This is a genomic window from Microbacterium sp. NPDC090014 (assembly GCF_044748285.1).
Taxonomy (GTDB): Bacteria; Actinomycetota; Actinomycetes; order Actinomycetales; family Microbacteriaceae; genus Microbacterium.
On the sequence record NZ_JBIVFS010000001.1, the window covers coordinates 779,019 to 798,156 of the forward strand.

Sequence of the window (19,138 nt, forward strand, 5' to 3'; positions counted from 1 at the left end):
TGTTCGTTGAGGGTGTGGGGGCGCCGCGGTCAGCGCACCAGGTAACCGCCGTCGACGGACAGCACGTGCCCGTTGACGAAGTCGGAGGCGGGGCTCGCGAGGAAGACGGTCGCGCCCATGAGATCGGCGACGTCCCCCCACCTCCCCGCCGGCGTGTGGTCGACGATGCGCCGGTTCGCCTCCGCGTCCCCACGCGTCTCGGAGGTAATCGGGGTGGCGAAGTATCCCGGGGCGATCGCGTTGACCTGGATGCCGTGTCCGCCGAGCTCGTCGGCGTACGCCTTCGTGAGCCCGGCGATGCCGTGCTTGGTCGCGGCGTACGCGGGAGATCCGAGTCCCCCGAGGAACGAGAACAGCGAGGCGATGTTGATGATCTTGCCCGAGCCCTGCGGGATCATCCGCTTCGCGGCCTCGTGCGACATTTCGAACGCGGCGGTGAGGTTCACCGCGACCATGGGGTCCCACTGCACGCGCCCGAACTCGGTGACGTCGGCGATGCGGCTGATCCCGGCCGAGTTGACCAGAACGTCCACGCCCCCGAACGCCTCGACGCATGCGTCGATCACGCGCGCGGGTGCGCCCTCCGCCGTGATGTCGACGCGGAGTTCCCGGTAGCCGACACCCGCCTCGGCGAGGAGAGCTGCGGTCTCGCCGCCGTCGTCGAACAGCGTCGGAACGAACATGTCGGCACCCGCTTTGGCGAGAGCGAGGGTGAACGCCTGGCCGAGACCGGTGTTGCCCCCGGTGACGATCGCCCGCTTGCCCCGGAGGGAGAAGTGGTCGAGGGAGAAGTCGGTGATGTGCACGGATGATCCTTCAGGAGTGGGTGCCGACGAAGGGATCGGCGATGCCGATGTAGGTCGTCTCGAGGTACTCGTCGATGCCCTCGAAGCCGCCCTCGCGACCGATGCCGGACTGCTTGACGCCACCGAACGGCGCAGCCGGGTTCGACACGAGTCCGGTGTTGAGGCCGAACATGCCGGTCTCCAGACGCTCGGCGAGGCGCAGCGCCCGGTTCAGGTCGCGGGTGTACGCGAAGCACACCAGCCCGTACTCGCTCGCGTTGGCGAGGCGCACGGCCTCGTCCTCGTCGCGGAACACGGTGATGGGCGCGACGGGTCCGAAGATCTCCTCCTGGAGGATGCGGGCGTCCTGCGGCACGTCCACGAGCACGGTCGCCGGGTAGAAGTAGCCGCGCCCCTGGGGGATGCTGCCGCCGAGTGCGATGCTCGCTCCGTCCTCCAGCGCGCCGGACACGAGGTCGGCGACCTTCTTGCGGGTCGACTCGTCCACGAGCGGCCCGAGGGTCGACTCCGGGTCGGTGCCGCGGGCGTTGACGTACCCTGCCATGCGTTCAACGAGCCGCGAGGTGAATTCCTCCGCCACGCTCTCGTGCACGAGGAAGCGGTTCGCGGCGACGCAGGCCTCGCCGCCGTTGCGGAGCTTTGCGAGCAGGGCACCCTCGACCGCGGCGTCCACGTCAGCGTCGTCGAACACGAGGAAGGGGGCGTTGCCTCCGAGTTCCATCGAGACGCGGAGCACCTGGTGCGCGGCGTCCGCGATGAGGCGGCGCCCCACTTCGGTTGATCCGGTGAACGAGAGTTTGCGCAGTCGCGGGTCGGTGATGAGCGGGCCCGTGACCGCGCCGGCGCGGGTCGTGGGGATGACGTTCACGACGCCGTCCGGCACTCCGGCCTCGCGGAGCACCTCGGCGAACAGGAGTGCGGTGAGCGGTGTGAGCGCGGCGGGCTTGAGCACCGAGGTGCAGCCGGCCGCGAGTGCCGGCGCGATCTTGCGCGTGGCCATCGCGAGCGGGAAGTTCCACGGGGTGATGAGCAGGCTCGGACCGACCGGTCGCTTCGCGACGAGCAGTCGGTTGCGGCCGTCGGGAGCGGTGGCGTATCGCCCGGAGATGCGGGGTGCTTCTTCCGAGAACCAGCGCAGGAACTCGGCGCCGTACGCGACCTCGGCGCGCGATTCGGCGAGAGGCTTGCCCATCTCGAGCGTCATGACGAGTGCGAAGTCCTCGGCGCGGGCCGTGACGAGCTCGAACGCCCGGCGCAGGATCTCCCCGCGCTGTCGCGGAGCAGTGGCGGCCCAGGCGGTCTGCGCCGCAGCAGCAGCGTCGAGTGCGGCCATGCCGTCCTCGGGCGTCGCATCGGCGACATGGGCGAGCACCTCACCCGTCGACGGGTCGTGCACCTCGAAGGTGTGGCCGGAGGTCGCTTCCCGCCACTGACCGCCGATCAGCAGGCCGGTGGGGACGGAGGCGATGACCTCGGCCTCGCGTGCCGCGGTCATGCGGGCATCTCCCGACGGAGGTCGCGGCCGAGTAGTTCCTCGTAGAGACGCACGGGCGTCATCTCCCCGGCGCGGTCGCCGTAGCTCGCGCGGGCTCGACGGAAGATCTGCTCGACGAGGGAGGACAGCTCGACCGGCATCCCGACCGAGCGGGCCAGATCGACGGAGAGACCGAGGTCCTTGCAGGCGAGGGCGATCGCGAAGCCCTCGTCGTAGTCGCCGTGGTCGAGGATCGACAACACGTCGCGTGAGACGAAGGTGCTGTTCGCGGGGCTCGCGATGAGCGCGTCCCGCAGCACGCCAAGGTCGACCCCCGCGGCGACGCCGACCGACAGCACCTCCGCCGTCGCGACCAGGTGGGAGAACCACAGCTGGTTGATCATGAGCTTCACGGCGTAGCCTGCGCCGGGCCCGCCGACGTGCAGGATCCGCTCCGGGTCCCCCATCGCCTCGAACACGGGACGCAGCCGCTGCACATCGTCGGCGTCACCACCGACGAAGATCTGCAGCATCCCGTTCGCGGCGCCCACTGACATCCCACTGACGGGGGCGTCGAGCAGGTGCAGTCCGCGGCCGGCGGTCGCGGCGCGCACACCGTCCAGCACGTCCGGCACCGAGGTCGACATGTCGATCCAGGTACCGCCGTCCGGCAGCCCCACCACGAGGCCGTCAGGCCCCGAGGCGACGGCCTCGACGTGCTTGGGCGTCGGCAGCATCGTGATGATGAGGTCACTGGCGGCGGCGACCTCGCGAGGGGTCTCAGCCCACCGGGCACCGCCCTCGATCAGGTCGGACGCCGACTCGCGGCGCAGATCGGTCACGACCAGCGGGAAGCCCGCGGCCTGCAGGTTGCGGGTCATTCCTGACCCCATGTTGCCGAGTCCGATGAACCCGACGGTGGGTCGGGTCCCGACCGGCGTTGGGTCGAGGACGGGGGTGGGAGAGCTCATGGGTGATGCGTGTCCTTTGTGGATCAGGCGGATGCGGTGGAAGGGGTGTAGAACGGATTGGTCGGCGCGTGCCGGGCTTCCAGCACGGCGTCGAGCTTGGGCAGGCCCGCCGCGCCGTTCGCGAGCGCGGTGCGTGTCGCCTCGCGGTTGTTGCGGTAGACCGTGTCGGCGTCGTCGGCCGCCGGATTGACCCACACTGCGGCGATGAGGGCGTGCGTGTCGGCAGCCTCGCGCGGGATCACACCGTCGGCGACGGCGTCGGCCACGCCCGCAGCGACTCCGGCCTGCGCCGGGCCCCAGATGAGGAGGCCGTGCTCGTCACCCGCCGGTGCGGCCTTCGTGACGAACAGCGTCAGGGGCTTCACCGGGAGGGAGGGGCGGAGCACCGCCACGAAGGGCACGTGCCCCTGGCTGGGGCTGGCGAGGGCAGTGGCCCACGCCGTCCCCGCAGGTCCCTCGCGGTGGCCGAGCACGGTGTTGATGTGTGCGGCGTTGACGCCGTCGCCGACGAAGCTCTCGCCGAGCTGGATGGTCGAGGTCATCAGATGAGTCCCTGCTCCTCGAGCCAGTCGATCGCGATGTCCTCGGGGTCCTCACCGTCGACATCGGCCTTGGCGTTGAGCTCCTGCATGACCTCGGTGGTCAGCAGCGGGCTCAGCTCGGCCAGCACGTCGGCGATCGCCGGGTACTCGTCGAGGGTGCTCTGCTTGAGCGTGAAGCCGCCCTGGTAGCTGGGGAAGAACTCCTTGTCGTCTTCCATCACCACGAGGTCGAGGGCGGGGATGCGGCCGTCGGTCTGGAAGACCTCGCCGAAGTTGCAGTCGTCGCCCTTCTGGGTCGCCGTGTAGATGACGCCGGTGTCGAGCATCGTGACGTTCGAGTCCGGGGCATCGAAGCCGTAGGCGGCCTTGAGACCCGGCCAGCCATCGTCGCGCGTCGAGAACTCGCTCTCGATGCAGAACGTCTGATCGGCGCTCGGCAGGGCTGCGACATCACTCAGCGTCTTCACGCCCAGCTCGTCAGCCTCCTTCTTACGGATCGCGAAGGCGTAGGTGTTGTTGAACGGCGCGGGGTCGAGCCACGCGATGCCGTTCTCGGCGTCCGCTCCCTTGACGGCATCGAACTGCGCCTCGGCGCCCTGCACCGGCGTCGTATTGCCGTTGTACGTGATCCACGACGTGCCGGTGTACTCCCAGTAGCCGAGGAACTGGTCATTCTCGAGCGCCTGACGCACGTTGGCGGAGCCGACGAGCTTCGTGTTGGCCTCGACGTCGGCACCGTGCGCATTGAGCAGTTCCGCCGTCATGTAGGCGAGGATGTACTGCTCCGAAAAGTCCTTCGAGCCAATCTCGCCAGTGAGACCTTCCAGCTCGTCGCCTTGGGCTCCGGAGCCTCCGCCGGCACCGGACGAGCAGCCGGTGAGGAGCAGAGCGCCGGCGGCGATGGCGGCGAACGAGGCGGTGGCGATGGTGCGTGTGTTCATTGCAAGTTCCTTTCGGGAAGGGAGTGTGCTGTGCATGTGAATTAGTGGTGGAGTGGTGGTGCTCAGAGGCCCTTGGGTCGAACGATGTCCTCCACGACGCCGGCGGCCCAGTCGATGAGCACGGCGATCGAGGCGACGAGGATCGCTCCGACGACGAGAACGGGATAGCGCTGCAGCTTCAGGCCGTTGATGATCATGTCGCCGAGACCGCCGGCGTTGATGAAGGTCGCGACCGTGGCCACACCGACCGCGAAGACGAGCGCGGTGCGGAGTCCCGCGAGGATCACGGGCGAGGCGAGCGGCAGCTCCACTCGGCGCAGAACCTGTGACGGGGTCATGCCCATGCCCCGGGCCGACTCGCGGATGCTGGGATCGACCTGGGCGAGGCCCGCGATCGTGTTCTGCAGCACGGGCAGGAAGGAGTAGATCACGAGTGCGAGCAGTGCCGTCGTGAATCCCGTCTGCCAGACGATTGCGAGCAGGATCACGACGCCGATCGCCGGCGTCGCCTGACCGATGTTCGCGATGCCGATCACGACGCCGCGGAACACCTTCGATCGGGAGCGGCTCACCGCGATGCCGGCGGGGATCGCCAGCACAGCCACGAGCACGGAGGCGATGATCGACAGCACGAGGTGCTCGCCGATGCGGGCCGTGATGTAGTCGGCGTTGAGCGTGCGCTGCTCGATCGAGTCGAGGTCGAGGCTCGACACCCACACGTAGGTGAGCACCAGCACGACCGCGACGACGATGAGCGGCATCAGGCGGCGCAGCAGCACGGGCATGCCGCGTCGGGGCGCGGACTGCGTGCGCAGCATCGTGGTCGCGGAGGGCACGACCTGGGGGCCGGTCACGGTCACGCCTCCTCGGCGCGACGCGCGGGGCCTTCGGAGCCCAGCGCTGCCGAGATGGCCGCCTGGTCGATCGAGCCGACGACCGCCCCGGCGCGGGTGACGTTGACGCGCGCGGCGCCGGTCAGCACCAGGGTGTCGAGGGCCTCGCGCAGCGAGGAGTGCTCGTCGACCGTGACGGCCGGGGCTGCGGCATCCGCGGATCCGATTCGCGCGTCCGTCACCGGGATCAGAGCGAGACGCTTCAGGGCGGCCCCCTCGCCGATGAACGATCGTACATAGTCGTTGGCAGGCTCGGCGAGGATGCGCGCCGGAGTGTCGAACTGCTCGATCTGGCTGCGATCGCTCAGCACTGCGATGCGGTCGCCCATGCGGATCGCCTCTTCGAAATCGTGCGTCACGAAGATGATGGTCTTGCCGATGTCGGCCTGAATGCGCAGGAACTCCGCCTGCAGCTTCTCCCGCGTGATCGGGTCGGTCGCACCGAAGGGCTCGTCCATGAGCATGACGGGCGGATCGGCAGCCAGTGCCCGGGCCACTCCGACACGCTGCTGCTGCCCGCCGGAAAGCTGACGGGGGTATCGCTGTGCGAACGTGCCCGGGTCGAGCTGCACGGTGCGCAGGAGCTCGTCCACGCGCTCGGCGATACGGGCTTTGGACCAGCCGAGCAGCTTCGGCACGATCGCGATGTTCTCGGCGATCGTGAAGTGCGGGAACAGGCCGATCTGCTGGATGACGTAGCCGATGTGCCGACGCAGCTCGTTGCCGTCGAGGGACAGCACGTCATCGCCGTTGATCCGGATCGACCCGGAGGTCGGCTCGATGATGCGGTTGATCATCTTCATCGTCGTGGTCTTGCCGCAGCCGCTGGGGCCGACGAACATGATCAGCTCGCCGGGCTCGACACGCATCGAGAAGTCCTCGACGGCGGGCCTCTGCTGACCCGGGTACTGCTTGGTGATGTGGTCGAGGACGATGTCGACGCCGCCCTGCTGCGCCGCGAGGGAGGTGAGAACGCCGGTGTTCGTTGTGATGTCAGGCACGGAGACCCCTTGAGGTGGTGAGGCGGGCGACGAGCACGAGGATGCCGTCGAGGACGAGCGCGAGGATGATCACGGCGACGGTGCCCGTGAGCGCGTAGTTGAGGGCGTTCTTCGAACCGAGCGAGCTCAGGCCCTTGAAGATGTACTCGCCGAGCCCGGGGCCGGCGACGTAGGCGGCGATCGCCGCGATCCCGACCGTGAGTTGGGCGGCGACACGGATGCCGGTCATGATGACCGGCCAGGCGATCGGCAGCTGCACCGTGAAGAGGATGCGGGTGGGGCCGAGGCCCATGCCCCGCGCCGACTCGAGCACCGAGACCGGTACTTCGCGGAGTCCCACGACGGTGTTCCGCACCACCGGGAGCAGCGAGTAGAAAACGAGGGCGACGACGGTCGGCAGCCACCCGAGGCCGAGGACGGGGCTCAGGAGGGCAAGGAGGGCGAGTGACGGGATGGTGATCGCGACAGCGGCGGCCGTGAGCACGGTGGTGCGGGCGATGCGACGGTTGCGGACCAGGATGCCGAGGCCGATGCCGATAATCGCCGCGAGGACGACTGAGACGACGACGACGACGAGGTGATCGCGGGTGAGCTCAAGAATGTCGTCCGCGCGACGCGTGAGGAAGGCCATGAGGTCTTCCCAGTTGAATCCGGTCAAGAGGGCTCCTGTCTCGTCGTTGAGGCCGGTACCGGGGATGAGACTCACGGTAGCCTTTGTGGCCATTTCGTCAAAGAGCGTTGTGTATATGGCAACCGCTGACGCTACACTCTTACCGTGACCACCACCTCCGGCGGCCCTCGCCGCAATTCCTCCGGCCTCGGACGCGACATCGAGATCCTCGAGCTGCTCGGCGGCGACGAGGCGTTGCGCTCCGGCGGACTCGGCGTCTCGCAGGTGGCACAGCTCACCGGGCGGGACAAGGCGGTCGTGTCACGCACACTCGCGACGCTCGCCGAGACCGGACTCGTCGAACGCGATGAGGAGTCGCTGCGCTACCTGCTCGGGCCGCGGCTATACGCCCTGGCGGCGCACACGGCCACGTCGACGCTCGTGCACGCCTCGCGCAGCATCCTGCGACGACTTGTGCAGTCCACGCGCGAGACGAGTCACCTGTGCGTGCTGCGCGGCGGCAACGTGCTTACGCTGCTTAGCGAGCTGAGCCCGCACGACGTGCGCACGACCGGCTGGGCGGGCACCACCACGGCCGCGTGGCGCACTCCCTCGGGTCGTGCGCTGCTGAGCGACTGGGACGAGGAGTCCCTCGCACGCTGGTATGACGACCACGGGCAGGATCAGCCCCTCGTCGGCCGTTTCGACCAGGCTGACCCCTCCGGATTCCCGGTTCTGGACTCTCCCCCGCCGGGCAACTCTCCGGTGACGGATCTCGCGAGCCTGCACACCGAACTCGGCCGTATCCGCGAGCAGGGCTACGCGCTATCGGACGAGGAGCTCGAGTTCGGGGTGGTGGCAGCCTCGGCGCCGATCATCGACTTCACGGGACGTATCGTCGCAGCCGTGAACGTAAGCGCCCCGAAGGCGCGAATCGGGCACCGCCTTGAGGCGCTTGGCGCGCTCGTCTCGCGAGCTGCGCGCGAGCTGTCGACGCGTCTAGGTATGGTCTGAACTCGCCGAAGGCGACGGCCGCGACGGCCAGAGGTATTGAGGTCGATGCAAGCCTGCCATGCTCTGAGGTGTACCGCCCAGGCGGGAGTGGTGATGAAGGTTGAGCGTGCCTGCGCTGCGAGGATCTTCCTTGAGGGGCCTGGCTACTCCAACAGTCGGGCTGCCAGTGCCCGCACCTTGAGATCGACCGAATCGCGCAGGTCACGAACCGAGTCGCTGTCCACGGACCAGTCCGCAGGGTCGGGGAACTCCCACTGCACGAGCTCGCCGGAGACCGGCCCGGGTAGTTCCAAGCCCGGCTTCATCAGCACCACCACATCAGCGTTCGCGAGGTCGTCCGGGGTGACGGCGCGCGGTACTGCCGCTGATGTGTCGATGCCGAGGTCGTCGAGGGTCGCGGCGACCGCGGGGTTGATCGCGGCAGCGGGGTGTACGCCGGCGCTGTCTGCGATCAGTCGATCGCCAGCATGCCGGGCCAGCAGGTGCGCGCCCAGCTGCGAGCGTCCCGCGTTGTGCGTACAGATGAACAGCACGGTCTGAGGGTCTGTCACGTCATCCTTCTCTCCTCCGGCGAGACACTCGCCGGATCGTTGGTATGACACCAGGCTTGCACGTTGCATTGATAAGTGTCAATATAGACGCATGTCGATTCAAGAGGTTGAGCTGATCATCATTGGATCCGGGCCCGCCGGGTATACGGCTGCGGTGTATGCGGCGCGGGCGGGCCTTGCCCCTGTCGTGCTTGCCGGTTCCGTCACCGCCGGCGGTGCGCTCATGACGACCACCGAGGTGGAGAACTTCCCCGGTTTCGTCGATGGTGTCCAGGGTCCGGAGTTGATGGAGTCGATGCGCGCGCAGGCTGAGCGCTTCGGTGCCCGCATCCTTCTCGACGACGCTGTCGCGGTCGACCTGGCAGGGCCGGTGAAGACGGTGCGCACCGGATCGGGTGACACGTACCTGGCGCGTGCGGTGATCCTCGCCATGGGGTCCGCGTACCGCAAGATCGGACTGGCCGACGAAGAGCGTCTCACCGGCCACGGGGTCTCCTGGTGTGCGACCTGCGACGGCTTCTTCTTCCGCGACCAGGAGATCGTCGTGGTCGGCGGTGGCGATTCGGCGATGGAGGAAGCTCTGTTCCTCACCCGGTTCGCGTCGAAGGTCACCGTGGTGCACCGCCGCGACACGTTCCGCGCCTCACAGATCATGGCGCAGCGGGTGCTCGAGCACCCGAAGATCGACGTCGCCTGGAACAGCGAAGTGGCCGGCATCCTCGGGACGGACAAGGTCGAGGCGGTCACGCTGCGCGACACGGTCTCCGGGGCGGAACGCGAACTCTCCGTGACAGGGGTCTTCGTCGCCATCGGGCACGACCCGCGCTCCGAGCTCGTCGCGGGCTCCGTCGACACCGACGCCGACGGGTATGTGCGGGTCGTCCACCCGTCCACCCGCACCACCCTCGACGGCGTCTTCGCCGCCGGCGACCTGGTCGATCACACCTACCGGCAGGCCATCACCGCAGCCGGTACGGGCTGCGCGGCCGCCCAGGACGCCCAGCACTACCTCGCGGCCCTCACGGACACCGCGCCCGCATTCGATGCCCAGGAGGTCCTCGCATGAGTGTCCCGATCGTGGTCACCGACGCCACATTCCACAACGAAGTCACCGACTCCGAGATCCCCGTCGTGGTGGACATCTGGGCCACCTGGTGCGGTCCGTGTAAGCAGATCGCACCGCTTCTGAACCAGCTCGCCGTCGAGTACGACGGGCGGGTCAAGATCGTGAAGCTCGACGCCGACCAGAACCCGGCCACGGTGACCGCCATCGGCGTCACCTCGATCCCCACGCTGGTCTTCTACAACCAGGGTGCGCGCGTTGACATGCTCATCGGCGCCCACGCCAAGCCCGTAATCGCAGAGAAGATGGAGGCGCTCCTCGCATGAGCACCGCAACCGCACCCACCCCCACAACGACGACCCGCCGCCTGTCGACCCTTGACCGATGGTTGCCGCTGTGGATCGGACTGGCTATGGTCGCCGGAATCCTCGTCGGCCGCTTCATCCCTGGCGTCTCCGACCTCCTCGCACACATTGAGGTTGGCGGCATCTCTGTGCCGATCGCTCTCGGCCTGCTGGTGATGATGTACCCGGTCCTCGCGAAGGTCCGCTACGACAAAGTCGCCGCTGTCACCGGCGACAAGAAGCTACTCATCTCCTCACTCGCTCTGAACTGGGTCGTCGGACCGGCACTGATGTTCGCCCTCGCCTGGGCGTTCCTTCCGGATCTCCCCGAGTACCGCACCGGCCTCATCATCGTGGGCCTGGCCCGCTGCATCGCGATGGTCGTCATCTGGAACGATCTCGCCTGCGGCGATCGGGAAGCCGCCGCCGTCCTTGTCGCCATCAACTCCGTGTTCCAGGTCATCGCCTTCTCCCTGCTCGGTTGGTTCTACCTCACCGTGCTCCCCGGATGGCTCGGACTGGACTCGCAGGGACTGGAGATCTCGGTCTGGCAGATCGCCCTCAATGTCCTCGTCTTCCTCGGCATCCCCCTGATCGCCGGCTTCGCCTCCCGCCTGATCGGGGAGCGTGCGAAGGGCCGCGACTGGTACGAAGAGAAGTTCCTTCCCAAGATCGGACCGTGGGCGCTGTACGGCCTGCTGTTCACGATTGTGTTGCTGTTCGCCCTGCAGGGCGAGCAGGTCACCAACCGGCCGTGGGATGTGGCCCGTATCGCCCTCCCGCTGTTGGCGTACTTCGCCGTGATGTGGTTCATCGGACTGTTCACCGGGAAGGCGCTCGGGCTCGGATACGCCCGATCCTCCACGCTGGCGTTCACGGCCGCGGGCAACAACTTCGAACTCGCCATCGCCGTCGCCATCGGCACCTTCGGGGCCACCTCCGGTCAGGCCCTCGCCGGCGTCGTCGGCCCACTGATCGAGGTCCCCGTGCTCGTCGGACTCGTTTACGTCTCCCTGTGGGCGGCCCGACGCTGGTTCCACACCAACCCGTACACCGCTGAAAGGATGTAGCCATGAACGTCACACTGACGACCACCGGCGACACCTGCAGTCCCGTCGCCACCCACGCGATCGGCATCGACGCTGCCACCTCGGTCGCAGCGACGCTAAAAGCGCTGTCCGACCCGCTCAGGCTGCGCATGCTGTCGGCCATCGCCTCCGATCCCCGCGGAGAATCGTGCGTGTGCGACCTGGCCGAACTGGCCGACGTCTCCCAGCCCACCGTGTCGCACCACCTGAAAGTCCTCAAAGACGTGGATGTCCTCGTCTCCGAGCGGCGTGGCACCTGGGTCTGGTACCGCATCAACCCGAACCGCCGAGGCGCGGTCACCGCTCTCCTGGACTCGTTCGCACCTGCGACCGTGAGTGAGCCGTGGAGCGTTGAGCACACGGATGCGAGCACTCGACCCGACTTCGACGCGCGCGTGACTCATCTTGCCGATGAGCTCGCCGCCGAGATTCCGGAGGTTGACGCGGACGTGGTGCTCACCATCGTCCGCGAGTCGTACACGTCCCTTGCCCGCACTGCTCGCGTCACCTCTGCATTGATCCCCTTGACCGAGAGGTTCGCCCGGCAGCGCCTCGCTGACCTCACCAGAGACCGCGTCTCTTCCGTCCCGCAGGTGCTGTTTGTGTGCGTCGCGAACGCCGGACGCTCCCAGCTCGCCGCAGCACTCGTGAATCAGATCAGCGGCGGCAAGGTCGTTGCGCGCTCCGCAGGGTCGAATCCCGCGGACGTCATCCACCCCCATGTGCGATCATTGCTCACGGACATCGAAGGTGACATTGCCGCCGATCGGTATCCCAAGCCGCTCACCGACGACGCGGTGCGCGCGGCAGATGTGGTCGTCACGATGGGCTGCGGGGACGTTTGCCCGATCATCCCCGGCGTTCGGTACGACGACTGGGCGGTGGGTGACCCCGCTCTCGCGTCTCGCGAAGGCGTCGAAGCGATCCGTGACGATATCGCCGCACGCGTCCATGTTCTCGTCGACGACCTTCTCCGCTAACCCCTCTACCGCCCATTCAGGAGCAAACATGACTGACACCACCGTCAAGCCGTCCGTCCTCTTCGTCTGCGTTCACAATGCCGGACGGTCGCAGATGGCGGCCGGGTTCCTCCGCGAGATCGCTGGCGACCGTATCGAAGTGCGCTCGGCCGGGTCCATGCCTGCGGATCAGATCAACCCCACCGCCGTCGACGCGATGCAGGAACTTGGTATCGACATCACCGCCGAGCAGCCCAAGGTCCTCACCACCGAGGCGGTGCAGGCCTCTGACGTCGTGATCACGATGGGATGCGGTGACGCCTGCCCGTTCTTCCCCGGCAAGCGCTACGAGGACTGGAAGCTCGACGACCCGGCCGGCCAGGGCATCGACGCCGTGCGTCCCATCCGTGACGACATCAAGGCGCGAATCGAGCAGCTGGTGAGCGAACTCGTCTAACGAGGGGAATGTGCTCGCCGATCCGGGATGCTTTCGTCAGTGATCGAATCGGGAGCTCGAGTCTCTCGATCACTCCCGATTCGCTCGTGTCAGCGTCAGCGCCAAACAGAGAGCTAGCGCTGGATGCGAGGAGGACTCAGCGCCACGAGTAAAACCCCAGACGAGGTTCGCATCGGGTCCTGTTACTACTTGCGACATTCGGGGCAGTGGGCGTGAGGTCTGCGGGTTCTGGTCTGAATCGTGGACGGCCACGAGTATCCGCACGCACAGATCCACATGACTTTTCGACCCGACCCGACGGTGACCTCGGTAGGAGAGAGGGCGTTCGCTGGGTCCCATTGCTTGGCGAGGTCGGGGCGCAGAGTCGCAAGGTCGTTCTCGCCAGGGATGGGCAGCTTTCCTGCGCAGTAGGGGCAGCCGTGGCCGCACGTCCGATTCTTGACTGTCGCCGGCCACGAGTGGTTGCGATGGCAGTTCCATGACACCTTCACGTGGGATGAGACTGTGACCTGATTCGGTGAGCAGTCGTTGCTGGGATCCCATTGAGCGGCGATGTCTGGCCGAAGCGTTGCGAGGTCGGTTGTACCAGGGATGGCAACGCGGCCGGAGCATGAGGGGCAACCTGAGCCAGCGTGTCGGTTGGCGACTGTCGCTGGCCAGGTGTGACCCTTCACGCAGCGCCATCGGGCTTCGTATTGGCTGCTGACGGTCACTTCGGACGGTGTCCGGTCGTTCGCGCCTGCTTTGTGGTCCCATTCCGAAGCCAAGTGAGGGTCGAGAGTTCCCAAGTCATTGAATCCTGCCAAGACGACGCGATTCGCGCACACGGGGCAGCCCGTCTTGTCCTTCGTACGGCCCCAGACGGGGAGTTCCCACCTGTGACCCAGCGCGCAACGCCATACTGCGGGGAAATCCGAACCCGCGGTGACCTCGCAAGGAGTCTTGGAGTTCACGTGGTCCCACTGTTCGGCGAGTTGAGGGTGGGTGGTGGCGAGGTCGTTGAAACCAGCGAGGGTGCGTTGGTTGGAGCAGTACGGACACCCGTGTCCTGAGCAACGGTCGCCGACAGCCGCGTCCCAGCTATGGTCGCAGGGGCCGCGCCACCAGACCACACGGTCTGATCCGGGGGTGACTGTCTCCGGTGTGATGGAACTGTCGTTGCGTTGGTAGTCCCACTCTGCTGCGAGGCCGGGGTGAAGAGTGACTAAGTCTGTTTCACCCGGTATCGCCCGGCTGCCGGCGCAATAGGGGCAGCCGCTTTTTAGCGTGGTGCGGGAGCGCACCTGGGCAGGCCAGGTGTGCTGTCGAGCCGCACACCGCCAGTTAATTTTCCGTGCGGAGGTGACGCTGACGTGATGGGGGCCCCCGCGGTTGACTCCTGGGGTGGTGTCCCATTCCGCGGCGATGTCTGGCCGCAGGGTGCCGAGGTCGGTATGTCCAGGCCAGAAGTCCATGCCGATGCAGTATGAGCAGTTCGTTTCGGCAAAGCCTCGCACGTGGGGGCTTGCTTCCCAGGAGTGCCCCTCTTCGCACAACCACCAGGCTTTGTGGGAGACATCTACTCCCGACCAGGGGTCTCGGGTGGGCGGGTTGCGATCCCAGTCCCATTCGGAGATGGCTTTCGGGTGTCGGAGGATCCATAGCGGGTAGTTGGCGGTGGCGTCGAGGATGCGGGGGACGTCGACGGTGTCGAGGGCGGGTTCCAGGGGGCGGAACTTCGTGGGGATGGTGTGGCGGCGGAGGGGTCGGAGCCAGAGAACCACCCGTTCGACGAGGATGTCGCTGTTGGCGATGCCCAACGTTGCGTTGATGTCGAGTCGTAGATCTGCCGCCGGCTGAGTGCGCCATCGTGCGCAGTGCGAACGATTGGACAAGATCTGCAGAACGCGCACCGTCGCGCGGTACAGATGTGCGCGGCGATCGATCTCGCGTACCGCGCTCATCAAGGACGGATCCTGCCCGGTCTCTCCGTTCTGGGCGGAGAGCATGTCGTTGTCGCGCACCATGGCCCACACTTGACTGTGCAGTTGCGTGGTGACTCGACCAGTAGCGACGAGTCGACGGAAGGAGAGTTCCGCGTTCCGAAGCGTGGGATCGAAGGGAACGATCACCTGGGTATCGAGTTCCGTTCCGGGACCGACCCACACCATCTGCCCCGGGTGTCGGAGACAGAAGTTTTCCCGATCGTGGGGAATCTGCTCGATCGTCTCCCCGGCACTGCATAGGCGGCACAGGAAGCGCTGCGGATAGGCCCGTGTGGAGTCCGGTTGCGCTAGACGTTTCATGCGGAGGTAATGACCGGCCGGGCGCCCTGCCGTCGCCTCGACCGTCCGAGCGGCCGCTTCATCGTCGATCCAGACGCGGTGGATGTTCGGTTGCGCTCGGCTGGTCAGCGCCCTCTCGGCGAAATCGAACGGCACTCCTGCGGCGTGGCATTGCCGCTGCGCGTAGGAGCGTGGCGTCTCAAGATGATGCCACTTGGGTCGTTTCGCCCACGCCTGCGTGCTGATCATGCGGCGTCCACCAAGTCGTCAAGGGTGACGTTGTGTGTGTTGAGCGTGGTGCGCCGGAGAGTGTCGAGAACCCCGAAGAGTCGCTCGCGGGTTACGGTCTCCGAGGTGCGCGATTCGTCGCGCAAGATGGACGCGACTAGGCGGTCCACGATCATCGCGAGAACGGCGAGTTTCCCGTCGGCGGCGTGGACTAGCGTGCCGGCGTTGCGGGTGAGAAGGCCGTGGGCGTGCCCGCATAGTGGTAGGAAGCTGTCGAAGGTGGCGACCCATTTGATCCATTGTTCGAAGTCCTCTTGGACGGCGGGGTCGATCTTGTCGAGTGTGACGAAGTCACATCGTGCGCTGACTTGCAGGCCGTCGCCCGTCTTGAATGCTTGGTCGAGATTGATTCCAACCAGGACGACGGTCGCACAAGACTCGTTCTGGAGGGCTTTGATGACACTGGAGGGTTCAGTCCCGCCGAGCTTGTGCGCTTCGTCAATCACGAGCAGCTTCGTGCCGTGACGGTGGAGGGCCTCGACGGCAAGCTTCCTCAGCCTGTCGGTGGCGATCTGTTTGGGGAGAACGATGGTGGGGGCGAGAAACTCCACGATCTGGGCAAGGAGAGCTTTTCCGGTCGAGTGTTCGGTCATCTCCACCCAGACGACCGGTGCGTCTCCGTCTCTGAGGTAGTCGGGGTGTTGGGCTGCGTGTCTGCGTTCTACGGATCGAGCCAACAGGAGAGCGAGCTCTGTCTTGCCGGAGAACATCGGCGCGGATATCATCAGCCCGCGCCGCGAGTTCTTCAGCCGAGGGTTGATCCGGATGAGGTCCTCCAGAATGCGAGCGCAGACCGCTTGCTCGCGTGTCTTCACCCTCAGCGTCAGCCGGAGAAAGTCTTCGCGAGCTTGGTCGTATAGCTCTCGAGCTTCACTGTCCAGATCTCTGTACTGACGGAAGGTGATCTTCGGCGGGGATGCGGGCTCGGCGTCGAATGCTTCTCGAAGCCCTGCAAGGCTGGTCTTGCGGTCATGGTGGAGGACGAGTGGGGTGATCTTCATGAATCAAGCTCCTCTGCTTGCGCGAGATCTATGTCGGGGGATGTCCAATCGATGGTGCTGATGTCGACGGGTTTGGCCCATTGCCGTAGTGGGATCGGTGTCGTTGTCGAGGGGCCTGGTTCACGTTGCGCTTCGACCTTGAGGCGCTGTTGCTCCCGTTTGTGCTGGGTGCGCTTCCGTTTGTCTCCTCGTTCGCGACTTTCGACGTGGTCGATCCACTCGCGGCGGCGGTCGGGATCGTCGATTGCGGCGTCGGGGTATCGGGCAAGGAGTTTCATGTCGATCTCGGCGACCATCGGTGCTGTCTTCTCCCGCAGAGCGATGTCCCAGCACTCGATCCACACACCGGTTTCTGGGTGACGCACCCAGACGGCATTGGCGTTGTAGGGGTCGAAGCTCACTGGGAATTTCCTGGCTTTCGCGGATCCCGGTTCAGCGCCCGTGAGGGAGCGATTGCGGAGATCTTCCAGGTGGGATGAGTCGTAGCGGCGATTGTGGAGTTCGATCCCTGCACGACCGATCATGCGCCGTTCCGTGGGCAAGAGCGCGAGGTACTCCTCAACTCCGAAAGGCACCGGGACGCCGGGTCCTACAGCGAACAGTTCGGTGTACATCTGATTCGGGGTGAAGATGCGCCCTGGGGAGCTCGTCGACTTCAAGCCACGGTGAGGCCTGTTCAGGTAGATGTTCGTTATCCAGCTGTCGAGGATGAGGCGAAGCGAATCCAGGGTGAGGGTGGGGTCGTCTTTGGCGGCCCGATGGGCGACGGAGTTCCCCACGAAACCGGCCAGCCATGCGGCGAAGTCTGTCGAGAGGGTGCCGAAGTTGCGCTCTACGTGTGGCTTTACCGTCGGCGTTCTGGAGGGGGCAAGTTCCCTGTGGATTCCGTACGCGCTGCAGGCATCTCTGAACGTGCGGGACCGAAAATCTGCTCCGCCGTCGATAGTGATCGATCGCGGGAAGATCCACGGGAGGGCCAGAGAATCGTCAGTGAGGTAGGGGTTCACCTGCTTCATCAGGTCAGAAGGCAACGTGGCTGATCCCGCGAGGGTGGCTGCTCCCGAACCAGGTACGGCTTTGCGCCCGATGACAGCCCGGGCGAGCAGGAGTGCATGGTCGAATCCGCCAGGGCTGTCCGCGTGAATCGCCCAAGCGAGCGGTACCCGGCTTGCGACATCGAGAAGCACGGTGAGTGTCGGCCGGAACTCACTGTTCTCATCCCAGACGAGAACGTCGAGTTTCGTTGAATCGATCTCGCATCGCTCCCCAAGTTGATAGGCAGCCCCGGAGTAGTACTGACGCTTGGGGCTGTTATCGGTGTTTCGCCGGGTGGTCGCTTTGTCGAAGCTGTAACGGCCGGCCGCCCGCTCGTTGATGTAGCCCTGGAGGGTGCGAGCCTTGATCTCGCATAGAGGATCGCCCGGGTAAGTGGTCTCGAGCTCTCGCCTCAGCAAGACAGCGCACCGGCGTTTGCTGCTCGTCGACTTGTCCGTTTGGCGATCGAGGAATCGATCGATGATCGTCACCAGCCGTGCATCTGCCCGGCTGATGGAGAGTCGCTGCTCGCCCTTGCGATGCATGCGGGCATTCAGCCCGGCTGCACCGTCTTGCTGGTACGTCTTCCACAGGAGGTGAAAGGTGCTGCGCGCTCGCCCAAGTGACGTGCCTTTTAGCTCGAGCAGCTTCGCGTCAACGCGTGCGTTCTGAGTTGTCAGCGCAGGGTCGTATTGTGCCCGAGAAGCGGAGGCCAACGGATCCATCGGCCTGCCCGTGAACGCCTCAAGGAGATGGGCTTCCATATCGCATACGTCGGTCGGCCATGCATCCCCGTCCGGTCGAAGAGATACGCTGCGATCCCGTTGGGCTGTTCCGGCCTGGAGCAGGAACTCGTCTACGGACATGATCAGGTGTCGATCGGGCGCGTGTTCAGAGCGGAGCTTCACCTCCAGGCCAGGAATGATGTGGACCCAGACCCAGCTCTCGCCGTCAATCTCGAAAGAGTCTCCGAGCTTCAGTTTGCGTTCATCGGACACTGATCGCGTCCGTTCTCTCCCGATGTGCGGTAGTCAGTAGCGTGTTGCTATTGAATACGGACGACAAGTCGAGCGCGAGAAGTCTGCGCCAGGCGAGGTTGTCAACCCATGCGCACGCTAGAAGCGGGCAATCTGGAGACGCCAGCTCACACAACTCCCGGCGTGTTTTGCCCTGAGTAGCTGCGTCGAGGATCTTGTCCTCGATGTCCGCCGACGGCCTGCAACGGTCATGACGCGACGCCGACAACCATTCGACCACGCGAGTCGCATGGACGCTGTGACCGGAGAGCACCTCGTAGTGCCAGCCGAGCGTTGCCGACAGCCGTGCGGTTTCATCGAACTGCAGTTGCACGGACTCGTCGATGCGTTCCTTCGGCTTCACATCTCGGACGGCGTAGGAGCCGTCCGACATCTGCAACAAGAAATCCGGCACGTGCCAATGACCGGCCATCGGTGAGCGGACGCCGAACACCACGCCAAACGGCTGCGACCACACCCTTTCGACCTGTCCGGCAAAATCGAGCCACATCAACTCGTCGCGCTCGAACTGAGACTCACACCACACGTGGCTGCGGGTGCGACTCCAGAAGTACTCAGATCCTGTGAAGAAGTGGCTGGCGCCCTTCGATACTCGAACCTTCATGGGGTCGATGACAGACCAATCCAAACGGCCGAGACTTCGGTCGACCGGTGCGAACGAGGTGTTGTTCGCATAGCCAGTCTCCGAACGATGATCACGCGGCACCCAGTGCAGCTCCGACTCTTTCGAGAACCGTCGACGAGCGATCATCCGTGCGATCTCAGCTGGCTTCATCATCACTCCCGGAGGGAGGCGGAG

19 protein-coding genes are annotated in these 19,138 nt (G+C 65.8%); 6 read left to right on the plus strand and 13 right to left on the minus strand.

All coding sequences use genetic code 11. The features are described 5' to 3' along the window. Positions 1-29 precede the first annotated feature (29 nt). From ACIPV5_RS03760 to ACIPV5_RS03795, 8 genes are all read right to left on the minus strand, one after another. Positions 30-806: an SDR family oxidoreductase gene (locus ACIPV5_RS03760; RefSeq protein ID WP_017201959.1), complete on the minus strand. Its 777-nt coding sequence runs from the start codon at positions 804-806 to the stop codon at positions 30-32. A gap of 10 nt (positions 807-816) precedes the next feature. Continuing rightward, positions 817-2,301: an NAD-dependent succinate-semialdehyde dehydrogenase gene (locus ACIPV5_RS03765; protein ID WP_017201958.1), complete on the minus strand. Its 1,485-nt coding sequence runs from the start codon at positions 2,299-2,301 to the stop codon at positions 817-819. Then, positions 2,298-3,251 carry an NAD(P)-dependent oxidoreductase gene (locus ACIPV5_RS03770; RefSeq protein ID WP_017201957.1) on the minus strand — a complete coding sequence of 318 codons (954 nt, stop codon included), beginning with the start codon at positions 3,249-3,251 and terminating at the stop codon, positions 2,298-2,300. Before ACIPV5_RS03770 ends, ACIPV5_RS03765 begins: the two co-directional genes overlap by 4 nt. A gap of 23 nt (positions 3,252-3,274) precedes the next feature. Continuing rightward, positions 3,275-3,793: a formaldehyde-activating enzyme gene (gene fae / locus ACIPV5_RS03775; protein WP_017201956.1), complete on the minus strand. Its 519-nt coding sequence runs from the start codon at positions 3,791-3,793 to the stop codon at positions 3,275-3,277. Next, positions 3,793-4,734 carry a glycine betaine ABC transporter substrate-binding protein gene (locus ACIPV5_RS03780; protein ID WP_017201955.1) on the minus strand — a complete coding sequence of 314 codons (942 nt, stop codon included), beginning with the start codon at positions 4,732-4,734 and terminating at the stop codon, positions 3,793-3,795. Before ACIPV5_RS03780 ends, fae begins: the two co-directional genes overlap by 1 nt. Before the next feature lie 62 nt (positions 4,735-4,796). Continuing rightward, a complete protein-coding gene (locus tag ACIPV5_RS03785) occupies positions 4,797-5,594 on the minus strand; it encodes an ABC transporter permease (protein ID WP_017201954.1) in 798 nt (265 codons plus the stop codon). Further along, entirely contained in the window at positions 5,591-6,628 is a 1,038-nt protein-coding gene (locus ACIPV5_RS03790) for an ABC transporter ATP-binding protein (RefSeq protein WP_017201953.1), read from the minus strand. Before ACIPV5_RS03790 ends, ACIPV5_RS03785 begins: the two co-directional genes overlap by 4 nt. Next, positions 6,621-7,334: an ABC transporter permease gene (locus ACIPV5_RS03795; RefSeq protein ID WP_017201952.1), complete on the minus strand. Its 714-nt coding sequence runs from the start codon at positions 7,332-7,334 to the stop codon at positions 6,621-6,623. The genes ACIPV5_RS03790 and ACIPV5_RS03795 overlap by 8 nt, the downstream gene beginning before the upstream one ends. Before the next feature lie 69 nt (positions 7,335-7,403). Between ACIPV5_RS03795 and ACIPV5_RS03800 the strand changes: the two genes are divergently transcribed. Next, the gene (locus ACIPV5_RS03800; protein ID WP_017201951.1) at positions 7,404-8,252 is read left to right on the plus strand and encodes an IclR family transcriptional regulator; all 849 of its coding nucleotides are present in this window, start codon (positions 7,404-7,406) and stop codon (positions 8,250-8,252) included. Between the two features lie 143 nt (positions 8,253-8,395). Here ACIPV5_RS03800 and ACIPV5_RS03805 read toward each other — a convergent pair whose 3' ends face one another. Then, positions 8,396-8,803, minus strand: a complete 408-nt coding sequence (locus ACIPV5_RS03805; protein ID WP_061015352.1) for a low molecular weight phosphatase family protein — start codon at positions 8,801-8,803, stop codon at positions 8,396-8,398. 91 nt (positions 8,804-8,894) lie between these two features. On the opposite strand from ACIPV5_RS03805, the gene trxB reads away from it, so the two are divergent. From trxB to ACIPV5_RS03830, 5 genes are read left to right on the plus strand one after another with little or no spacing between them, the layout of a single operon-like run. Beyond that, positions 8,895-9,869: a thioredoxin-disulfide reductase gene (gene trxB / locus ACIPV5_RS03810; protein ID WP_061015351.1), complete on the plus strand. Its 975-nt coding sequence runs from the start codon at positions 8,895-8,897 to the stop codon at positions 9,867-9,869. Continuing rightward, positions 9,866-10,192 (plus strand): thioredoxin, encoded by a 327-nt coding sequence (gene trxA, locus ACIPV5_RS03815; RefSeq protein WP_061015350.1) that lies wholly within the window; start codon positions 9,866-9,868, stop codon positions 10,190-10,192. Before trxB ends, trxA begins: the two co-directional genes overlap by 4 nt. After that, the gene (gene arsB / locus ACIPV5_RS03820) at positions 10,189-11,280 is read left to right on the plus strand and encodes an ACR3 family arsenite efflux transporter (protein WP_026049682.1); all 1,092 of its coding nucleotides are present in this window, start codon (positions 10,189-10,191) and stop codon (positions 11,278-11,280) included. The genes trxA and arsB overlap by 4 nt, the downstream gene beginning before the upstream one ends. A 2-nt stretch (positions 11,281-11,282) precedes the next feature. Continuing rightward, positions 11,283-12,278: a metalloregulator ArsR/SmtB family transcription factor gene (locus ACIPV5_RS03825; protein WP_017201946.1), complete on the plus strand. Its 996-nt coding sequence runs from the start codon at positions 11,283-11,285 to the stop codon at positions 12,276-12,278. A 28-nt stretch (positions 12,279-12,306) separates the two neighbouring features. Next, the gene (locus tag ACIPV5_RS03830) at positions 12,307-12,714 is read left to right on the plus strand and encodes an arsenate reductase ArsC (RefSeq protein ID WP_400339838.1); all 408 of its coding nucleotides are present in this window, start codon (positions 12,307-12,309) and stop codon (positions 12,712-12,714) included. 185 nt (positions 12,715-12,899) lie between these two features. Here ACIPV5_RS03830 and ACIPV5_RS03835 read toward each other — a convergent pair whose 3' ends face one another. Genes ACIPV5_RS03835 through ACIPV5_RS03850 form a run of 4 tightly spaced genes read right to left on the minus strand, consistent with a single transcriptional unit; the run spans position 12,900 to position 19,114 of the window. After that, positions 12,900-15,227, minus strand: coding sequence for a zinc-ribbon domain-containing protein (locus tag ACIPV5_RS03835; RefSeq protein ID WP_366627393.1), 2,328 nt, complete (start codon positions 15,225-15,227; stop codon positions 12,900-12,902). Beyond that, the gene (locus ACIPV5_RS03840; protein WP_017201943.1) at positions 15,224-16,267 is read right to left on the minus strand and encodes a TniB family NTP-binding protein; all 1,044 of its coding nucleotides are present in this window, start codon (positions 16,265-16,267) and stop codon (positions 15,224-15,226) included. Before ACIPV5_RS03840 ends, ACIPV5_RS03835 begins: the two co-directional genes overlap by 4 nt. After that, on the minus strand, positions 16,264-18,300 hold the full coding sequence (locus tag ACIPV5_RS03845) for a Mu transposase C-terminal domain-containing protein (protein ID WP_400339842.1): 2,037 nt from the start codon (positions 18,298-18,300) through the stop codon (positions 16,264-16,266). The genes ACIPV5_RS03840 and ACIPV5_RS03845 overlap by 4 nt, the downstream gene beginning before the upstream one ends. Then, on the minus strand, positions 18,290-19,114 hold the full coding sequence (locus ACIPV5_RS03850) for a TnsA-like heteromeric transposase endonuclease subunit (protein ID WP_164479518.1): 825 nt from the start codon (positions 19,112-19,114) through the stop codon (positions 18,290-18,292). The genes ACIPV5_RS03845 and ACIPV5_RS03850 overlap by 11 nt, the downstream gene beginning before the upstream one ends. Positions 19,115-19,138 lie beyond the last annotated feature (24 nt).